Below are 9135 nucleotides of genomic sequence, written 5' to 3' on the forward strand. Positions count from 1 at the left end.
GTTTCGCGGAGAAATCCGTCGCAGTCCATTGAAGGCGCCCACATGCACACACTCCCCCCCCCGCCCCACACACCGGCGCGGATCGAATATCTCAAGGTGCGGAATTTCCGCGCGCTGCGGGAGGTTGAATTCAAGGAGCTAACCCCGCTCACGGTGCTACTCGGCCCGAACGGCAGCGGCAAATCGACGGTCTTCGACGTCTTCGCCTTTCTCGCCGACTGCTTCGAGTTCGGCCTGCGCCGGGCCTGGGACAAACGCGGAAAGGCCAAGGAGCTCAAGACCCGGGGCGCCGACGGGCCGGTGATCATCGAGATCAAATACCGCGAACCCGGCTTCCCGCTGATCACCTACCACTTAGCGGTCGATGAAGGCCCGAGGGGACCGACGGTGGTCGAGGAGTGGCTACAGTGGCGTCGCGGCAAGAGTGGAAAACCTTTCCGCTTTATCGACTATCGGGCCGGCCAGGGGCGGGCAACCAGCGGTGAACTGCCGGATGAGCAGGACAAGCGGCTGGATATCCCTCTCAAGTCCCCCGACCTGTTGGCGGTCAATGCATTGGGGCAGTTCGCGGAGCATCCCCGGGTGGCGGCGCTGCGCGATTTCATCACCGGCTGGTACGTCTCCTACCTCTCGGCAGACAGCGCGCGCGGCCAACCGGAGGCGGGACCGCAGGAGCGACTGACCAAGACCGGCGACAACCTGGCGAATGTCATCCAGCACCTGACCGAACTGCATGGCGAACGCCTGGATACCATCTTCAGCGTATTGCGCCAACGGGTTCCACGGATCGAAAGGGTGGTAGCCGACCCCATGCGCGATGGCCGCCTGCTGTTGCAGATCAAGGACGCCCCGTTCAACGATCCGGTGCTCGCGAAGTTCTCATCGGATGGCACGCTCAAGATGCTGGCGTATCTGGTGCTGCTCTACGACCCAAGCCCACCCCCTTTCATCGGCATCGAGGAGCCGGAGAACTTCCTGCATCCGCGCCTATTGCCCGAGCTCGCGGAGGAGTGCCGTGCGGCGTGTGATCGCACCCAACTCCTGGTGACCACCCATTCGCCCTTTTTCCTCAATGCGTTACACCCGAAAGAGGTGCGTGTACTGTGGCGTGACGATCACGGCTACACCCAATCCCGGCGCGCCTGCGACCTGCCCGGAGTGCCCGAGTTCGTCCAGCACGGCGCGCTGCTGGGTCACCTCTGGATGGAGGGACAACTGGGGGTGGGAGACCCGCTGGTCAACCAGGGGGCACCGACCCGCCCCTTGGGGGGGCGCGGCCGATGAGGGCCTCGCATTTGGTATTCCTGGTCGAAGAGCCTTCCATGGAGGCCTTTCTCCGCGCCTTTCTGCCCAATCAGCTGCCTCCAGAGTGCGGCTTCGAGATACATCCGTTTCAGGGCAAGAGCGACATGCTCGGAAAGCTTCGTGCACGTCTGCGCGGCTACGCCACTTGGCTGCCCGCCGACTGGCGAATCGTCGTCGTGCTGGATCGCGACGACGACGATTGTGTCGCCCTCAAGGAGCGGATGGAACGAGACGCCAGCGAGGCAGGCCTGACCTCCCGCTCACGTTCCGGACACCCCATTTGGCAGGTGGTCAACCGCATCGCCATCGAAGAGCTGGAGGCGTGGTATTTCGGCGAGTGGAGTGCGGTTCGCGACGCCTACCCGAGGGTGTCGGCAAACATCCCAAACAAGGCGGCGTATCGTGATCCCGACGCAATCGCCGGCGGCACCTGGGAGGCGTTCGAGCGCGTGATGCAGCGCCATGGCTACTTCACCGGGGGACTGCGCAAGGTGGAGGCCGCCCGCACAATCGGCGCGCATCTCAACCCATCCCGCTGCCACTCAAGGAGCTTCGCCCTGTTCCGCGACGCGATTGCGGAGGCGGTGTGAAAAACGGCCTCTGCACCGGAAACGGCGCCGGATAGCCACAATCCCGCGCCCCCTGCAAACCACTCACCTCCGCCCAGCCACAGTGAAACCGATCCGCATCTTCCGCCACCTCGCCTGCGAAGGCCCCGGCTATCTGGGCGAGTTCCTCGACCGCCACGGCGCCCCGTGGGAGCTGCTCTGCATCGACGAGGGGCACCCCGTGCCCGAGGCGGTGAAGGAGGTCTCGGGGCTGGTCTTCATGGGCGCGGCGGTGAGCGTCAACGACGACCTGCCGTGGCTCGCCGACGAGCTGGCGCTGATCCGCCGCGCCCACGAGGCAGGCGTGCCGATGATGGGGGTCTGTTTCGGCGGCCAGCTGATCAGCAAGGCGCTGGGCGGCGAAGTGACCCGCGGCGCGGGAATGGAGATCGGCTGGCACCCCCTTGAACCCGTCGACGGGGAGCCGCTCAACGGCGCCGCCGACGGCTGGCTCGACGGTCTGCCGGCGCGCTTCGACACCTTCCACTGGCACGCCGACACCTTCTCCTTCCCCCCCGGAAGCCTGCCACTACTGCGCAGCCGCTGCTACCGCAATCAGGCCTACGCCCTGGGCGACCACCTGGGGATGCAGTTCCACCTGGAGATGACCCGCGAGATGCTCGAAAGGTGGCTCGCCCGCTACGGTTCGGACCTCGACCTGGGCTCGCCCTGCGCGCAGAGCCTGGAGCGGATCACCGACGACATCGACGGGCGGATGGCACGGCTGCACCGCGTGGCCGACGCCCTCTACGGCGCCTGGCTCACCCGGGTCAGGGCTGCGAGCTGAACAGCTCCTCCGCCGCCCGCTGGGCGTTCATCGCGCGGAAGCTGAGCTGATCCCAGTTCTTCAGGTAGGAGAATTCGGACTGGTCGAGCCCCTGGGCCGCCTCCACCGCATCGAAGGCGCCGTCGTCAATGCGCGCCTGGATCCGATCGCGCAGGAAGGTGAGGTAGCCGTAGCTGTCGCGCAGCGCCTCGTCGAGATCGGTGACATGGCCGTGACCGGGGATCACCACCTGCGGCTTCAGTTCGTCGCGCATCACCTCCAGGCTGGCGATCCAGCGCTGCAGCCCCTCGAACAGGCCGAGCAGGCGCTGGGCGTAGACCGCGTCCCCGGTGAACAGCACGCCGCTCTGCGGCAGCTGGACGAAGATGTCGCCGGGGGTATGGGCGCCGCCGGTATAGCGCAGCGCCACCGTCACCCCGCCGAGATCGAGCGGATGGCGGTCGTCGAAGGTGACGTCCGGGTAGACCGGCTCGGTGCCGTCACAGCCTGCCCCCACCCGCTTACGCACCCCCGCCAGCTGCCGTTCAGCGTTCGCCTCCATGAACGCCCGCGCGGCGCTGGAGGCGATGATGGTCGCCCCGTGCGCCTTGAACCAGCCGTTGGCCAGCCAGCGGTGGTCCTGCCCCCCCGTATCGATCACCCAGCGGATCGGCTTGTCGGTGACCCCGCGAACCGCCGCCGCGATCCGCTCCGCATCCTGGTAACAGGCGCCGGGATCGACCACCGCCACCGCGTCGCCGCCGACGATGAAGCCGGAGGTCATGTTGTGCCCCAGGTTCTCCGGCGAACGCTGGCCGAGGTCGCCGACCAGGGCATAGACCCGGTCGGTGACCTTCACCGTCTCGAAGGCGTGGGCGAGGCCCGCCCAGGAAAGGCCAAGAAAGAACAGGATTGCGGGGAGTCTAGGCATGCTTCGCTCCAAGAGAGAGAGTGATTCGTAACGATCGGGGCCAGCAGCCCCGCAACAAGCGGGTTCAACCGCAGATTTCGCAGATTGACGCTGATTAAACAACAAAAATCTGCGTCAATCTGCGAAATCTGCGGTTCGTTCGACGCTATTCACCATCCCCGCCATCCCAGCGGCGGCGATTGATCGCATATTCGGTAACCCGCCCGCGGAACGGCAGCCACAGCATGCCGGGCAGCCGATCCACCTGCCGCGGGTCGCGGTAGTGGTGGATGCCGATGGTCATCCCCTGGTGACCTGCGCGGGGCTGGTCGCGGTAGGTGCCGAAGAGGCGATCCCACCAGGGGAGGTTGAAACCGAAGTTGGAGTTGGCCTCGTCGTCCTCCACCGAATGGTGGACCCGGTGCATGTCGGGGGTGACGACGATCCAGCGCAGCCACCGATCCAGCACCTCGGGCAGGCGCAGGTTGCCGTGGTTGAACATGGCGGTGGCATTGAGCACCACCTCGAACAGCACCACCGCCGCCACCGGCGGGCCGATCACCACGATGGCGGCGAACTTGATCAGCATCGAGAGGAGGATCTCCAACGGATGGAAGCGCGCGCCGGTGGTGAGGTCGTAGTCGAGATCGGCGTGGTGCACCCGGTGCAGCCGCCACAGCGCCGGCACCGCGTGGACCATCACATGTTGGAGGTAGATCACCAGGTCGAGCACAAGCATCGCCGCGATCAGCGCGGGGAGGGCGGGCACCTCGTAGTGGTGCAGCAGCCCCCACCCCTGCCCGGCGGCGAAGGCGGCCACCCCCACCGCGGCGGCGGGGAAGAGCAGCCGCAGCAGCACGCTGTTGAGCACCACCAGGGCGATGTTGTGGGCCCAGCGGGCGGCCCTGGGGAGGAGCGGGCGACGACGCGGTGCCCACCACTCGGCCAATGCCACCGCGACGAAGACGCCGAGAAAGCAGCCGAGCCGGATGGCCGGCTCATGGTCGAGAATCCACGCCTGATCCAAGGAGACACCTCACCGTCGACCGGCCCACGCCGGTGGAGGCGATATGGTAACCCATCCACCAACACCCGACCGAAGAGGAAAGAAGCTCAGGCCACCTGCAACTTCAATCCTCGCCGATCACCCGCCCCCGCGGGTGCTTCTCCCCGAGGAGCTTCTGCAGCACCTCGTCGGTGACGTGGGTGTAGCGCTGGGTGGTGGCGATCGACTGGTGGCCCAACAGACGCTGGACGTAGCGGATGTCGAGCCCCTCCTCCAGCAGCATGGTGGCGGCGGTGTGGCGGATCATGTGCGGGGTGATGCGGCGGCGGATGCCCGCCTGCTTGGCGCCGCGGGTGATCACCTGGCGCAGGTACTGGGTGGAGGCGTCGGCCCCCTGGGGGGTGACCAGCGCGGCCTCGGCGGCGGGGAAGCGCTCGGTACGGGTCTCCAGATAGGTGCGCACCAGGGTGCGCAGCTCGGCGCGGGAGACGAACACCCGGCGCTGGCGGTTGCCCTTGCCGACGATGGTGATCACCTCGCCGTCCGGGCTGATGTCCTCCGGGCGCACCGAGGCCAGCTCGCCGACGCGCATGCCGGTGGCGAACAGCAGCTCGGCGGCGATCATCCCGGTGAAGGCGGTGAAGTCCCGGGTCAGCCGTAGCGAGGCGAGGTGGCGCGGCCCCACCTGGGCCTTCGGCGGCAGGTCGAGGCGCAGCCGCCAGTAGGTGAGCAGCTTGCCCATCTCCTCGCGGGTCAGCGCCCGGGGGAGCTGGTGGGGCAGCGCGATCTTGGCGTTGAGGCGGTAGAGCGGGGTCTGGGCGACGTGCTCCTCGTCCTCCAGCCAGCTGAACAACACCCGCAGACAGGCGAGGCGGCGCTTGATGGTGGTCGGCTTGAACCCCTTCTCCTCCTTGAGGTGGCCGAGGTAGTTGCGCAGCAGCGCCTTGTCGATGGCGGTGACCCCCTTGCGCGCTCCGACGAAACGCTGGAAGTCGTTGAGGTCGATCTCATAGGCCCGCAGGGTGTGGGCCGACAGATTCTTGCTGCTGCGGCAGTAGTCGAGAAAGAGGTCGCAGGCCTTGCGGATATTCAAGGGGGCGGCTCCGGGGCGCGGAACGGCGATGACGGGGCGCCGGACCCGCGTACCTTCGCGGATGCTCTCCTTCCTGGGGGGTGCCGGACGCAGGCGTCTGGGCGCCGCTCGTGATTAAGTATTTACGAGGCGGGAAGATTTACCGGATTTGACCGAGCGGTCAACAGGGAATTTCCTCATTGACCTTATATTTACATCCTGAGCCACTCCTTCCGCGCCGTATTCCTCCCTTCCCCGTACCGCACCCACGATGGACGATGAACGATTTCCCCCATCCGGAAGATCCACAAAGCGGTACGCAAGCACTACATCTTTTCATGACCGCAGCCTGGAGGAAACGCCCAAGGGAATTCCCGTACGCATCCCTCGCCTTCTCCCTACGGCATGGGCTACAATCCGACACTTGACCGCGCGTCCGGACCACCCGCCGTGCCGTGGGCACAATCAAAAAATAGTAACAACTGATTGTTGCAAAAAGGGAATTCCGGAATGAAACTGACCACCAAGACCACCCTTTTCTCCGTCGGACTGACGGTGGTGCTGATCGCATCGCTGATCGTGGTCAGCCTGCTCTCGTTCCGCCACTTCTCCATCGCCTCCGCCGAGGAGCACGCCCGGGTCGCCGCCGAGATCGTGCGCGTCAACCTCACCGAGTCGATGGTCAACGGGGTGATCAACAAGCGCGAGAACTTTCTCCGTCGCCTCTCCGCCATCAAGGGGCTGAAGGAGGCGCGGGTGGTGCGCGGCCCCGACGTCATCGAACAGTACGGCGAGGGACTCAACCGCGAACAGCCCCGCGACGAGATCGAACAGCGGGTGCTCTCCACCGGCAAGCCCTACTTCAAGCTGATCGACGAGGGGATGGACCCGATCTTCCGCTCCACCATCCCGTTCATCGTCGACGGCAGTGGTGACCCCGACTGCAGGCAGTGCCACGCGGTGCCGGTGGGCACGGTGCTCGGCGCGGTGACCCTGACCGTCTCCATCGGCCAGCTCAAGGAGAGCGCGCTGGTCACCGTCATCGCCATGGTGGCCGCCGTCAGCCTCTTCGCCCTCGGCACCATGCTCTTCTTCCGCCGCCTGACCAAGCCGCTGGTCTCCACCGCCGAAGAGGTGCAGCAGGCGGTCGGTCGCGCCATTCAGGGCGATTACACCACCAAGATCGAACGCCACACCAACGACGAGATCGGCCAGATCGCCGAGGACCTCAACCACCTGATGGACTTCCTCCACGGCGGCCTCACCACCATCAGCAACAACGTCAGCCAGCTGATCCGCAACCCCCCCAGCGCCAACCGCAACCTGCTCACCAACACCATCGGGATGGTCGAGGCGCTGATCGAGGCAGCCCACTTCAAGCAGTCGATCGAAGAGGACGAGACCAAACGGGAGGTCTACTGCCGCCTCGCCCGGGTGCTCCACGAGGACTTCTACGTCGAGCGTTTCTCGATCTACGAGGTGGCCAACAGCAAGAACCGGATGATCCCGATCGTCGTCGACGGCCAGCCGGAGAGTGACTGCAAGTGGTGCGACCAGTCGATCCTGGTGCGCTCCGAGGCGTGCCGCGCGCGGCGCACCGGCCACACCATCGACTCCATCGAGACCCCGATGATCTGCAACTCCTTCCGCCCCACCGGTGATCCCGAGCTGCAGCATATCTGCCTCCCGGTGATCCAGTCCGGCTCGGTGGGCAGCGTGGTGCAGGTGGTGGTCAGCCGCGAGGAGGGACACCACTTCCAGGATCTGCTGCCGTTCATCAACGTCTACCTGCGCGAGGCGGCGCCGGTGATCGAGGCCAAGCGGCTGATGGACACCCTGCGCGAGTCCAACCTGCGCGACCCGATGACCGGCCTGCACAACCGCCGTTTCCTGGAGGAGTACGTCGAGACGCTGATCGCCAACAGCCAGCGCAACGCCCAGCAGGTGTCGATCCTGATGCTCGACCTCGACTATTTCAAGAAGGTCAACGACACCTACGGCCACGACGCCGGGGACACCGTGATCAAGACGCTGGCCAAGGTGTTCCGCCAGACGGTGCGCGCCTCCGACCTGGTGATCCGCTACGGTGGCGAGGAGTTCATGATTATCCTCCAGAACACCGTCGACCACACCGGCGACGAGGTGGCGGAGAAGATCCGCGCCACGGTGGAGGAGACGAAGATCCAGGTGCCCAACGCGCTGTTGCAGAAGACCATCTCCATCGGCATCGCCGACTTCCCCACCGACTCCGACACCTTCTGGCAGGCGGTCAAATACGCCGACGTCGCCCTCTACAAGGCCAAGGACCAGGGGCGCAACCGGGTGATCCACTTCGAACCGGAGATGTGGAAGGACGCCGAGGAATATTAGGTCCCCATCCCTATCGGTGAAAACGGCGGCCCTCGGGTCGCCGTTTTTTTGTCAGGCGTCAGGGTGATGCCGGTACTTGATTCCGCATCGATCCTTTCTGAAACTTTTTTTCCAAGACCGTTCTCACACGCCAACGCTCCCTCCGACGAAACGTAGGTCGTCGCCACCGCGGCGACGCAAACGAAGGCACTCCCGGCAAACCTCGCGCCGACCCTACCGAACGGGACGAAGCCGCCGGAAAGAGACCGCCATCCCCAATGCCACTGCTTCCGCTTGCGTCGCCGCGGTAGCGACGACCTACGCCATCCGAAGGCCTTCCCCAACCCCATAAGCCAACAAGGCGAAAAGATCGACCGGAGCGAGACGTTTTCGCCTGTCGCCTGCCACCCGACGACCTTGACCTCCCGCCACCCAACGCGCATAACCTTGGGGAATAAAGTACCCCTTCCCCCGGTGCCCCATGCAGCGTTTCATCCTCGACACCTCGCTCTTCACCAACCCGGACGTCCACAAGCAGTTCTCCACCGATCCGATGGAGGCGATCGCCGAATTCATCCGGCGGGCCCGCCGCACCCACGCCGAGTTCTACATGCCCGGCTCGGTCTACGAGGAGCTGCGCAAGATGCGCAATCTCGGCGAGCTGGCCGCCGAGTTCCAGTCGGTGGTGAAGCTGCGCTCACCGCGGCGCTACGCCCTGATGGTGCCGAGCGAGCTGGTCTACGAGCTGATCGAGGAGCTGCGTTCGCGGGTCGACAAGGGGCTGCGCATCGCCGAGGAGCTGACCAAGATGGCCTACGCCGGAGGTAGCGCCGGTGCCGAGGGTGACGGCGGACGGCTGATCGCCCGACTGCGCGACCGCTACCGAGAGGCGCTGCGCCAGGGGGTGATCGACAGCAAGGAGGACGTCGACGTGCTGCTGCTCGCCTACGAGATGGACGCCACCCTGGTCTCCGGCGACGAAGGCCTCTGCAAGTGGGCCGACAAGGTGGGGATCAGCCTGATCGAGTCGCGCCACCTGCGGCGGATCATGGAGACGCTGGAGCGGGAACCGGAGCAGGAAGAAGGGCAGCCGCCCCCACCCGCCGGCGAAGCAAACCA

Annotated in this window: 8 protein-coding genes; 5 read left to right on the top strand and 3 right to left on the bottom strand. The window is 65.7% G+C overall.

Annotated elements, in window-relative coordinates; genetic code table 11:
• The first annotated feature begins 42 nt into the window (after positions 1-42).
• The 3 genes from ACYQ2W_RS16915 (at position 43) to ACYQ2W_RS16925 (ending at position 2700) form a co-directional block, all read left to right on the top strand.
• A complete protein-coding gene (locus ACYQ2W_RS16915; protein ID WP_459869600.1) occupies positions 43-1284 on the top strand; it encodes an AAA family ATPase in 1242 nt (413 codons plus the stop codon).
• Entirely contained in the window at positions 1281-1895 is a 615-nt protein-coding gene (locus tag ACYQ2W_RS16920; RefSeq protein ID WP_459869602.1) for a DUF4276 family protein, read from the top strand. The genes ACYQ2W_RS16915 and ACYQ2W_RS16920 overlap by 4 nt, the downstream gene beginning before the upstream one ends.
• Positions 1896-1977: 82 nt before the next feature.
• Positions 1978-2700, top strand: coding sequence for a type 1 glutamine amidotransferase (locus tag ACYQ2W_RS16925; RefSeq protein WP_459869605.1), 723 nt, complete (start codon positions 1978-1980; stop codon positions 2698-2700).
• Here ACYQ2W_RS16925 and ACYQ2W_RS16930 read toward each other — a convergent pair.
• The 3 genes from ACYQ2W_RS16930 to ACYQ2W_RS16940 all read right to left on the bottom strand — a co-directional run bounded on the left by ACYQ2W_RS16930 (position 2684) and on the right by ACYQ2W_RS16940 (position 5688).
• The gene (locus ACYQ2W_RS16930; RefSeq protein WP_459869608.1) at positions 2684-3610 is read right to left on the bottom strand and encodes an MBL fold metallo-hydrolase; all 927 of its coding nucleotides are present in this window, start codon (positions 3608-3610) and stop codon (positions 2684-2686) included. The genes ACYQ2W_RS16925 and ACYQ2W_RS16930 overlap by 17 nt on opposite strands.
• 145 nt (positions 3611-3755) lie before the next feature.
• Positions 3756-4616, bottom strand: coding sequence for a sterol desaturase family protein (locus ACYQ2W_RS16935; RefSeq protein ID WP_459869611.1), 861 nt, complete (start codon positions 4614-4616; stop codon positions 3756-3758).
• Positions 4617-4719: 103 nt separating this feature from the next.
• Positions 4720-5688, bottom strand: a complete 969-nt coding sequence (locus ACYQ2W_RS16940; RefSeq protein ID WP_459869613.1) for a tyrosine-type recombinase/integrase — start codon at positions 5686-5688, stop codon at positions 4720-4722.
• Between the two features lie 489 nt (positions 5689-6177).
• Here ACYQ2W_RS16940 and ACYQ2W_RS16945 point away from each other — a divergent pair, with 489 nt between their 5' ends.
• Together ACYQ2W_RS16945 and ACYQ2W_RS16950 are read left to right on the top strand one after the other, a co-directional pair.
• Entirely contained in the window at positions 6178-8037 is a 1860-nt protein-coding gene (locus tag ACYQ2W_RS16945; RefSeq protein WP_459869615.1) for a diguanylate cyclase, read from the top strand.
• 460 nt (positions 8038-8497) lie between these two features.
• Positions 8498-9135 (top strand): RNA ligase partner protein (locus ACYQ2W_RS16950; RefSeq protein WP_459869617.1); only part of this gene is annotated, 638 nt, incomplete at its 3' end.

The organism is Endothiovibrio diazotrophicus, from assembly GCF_054657215.1.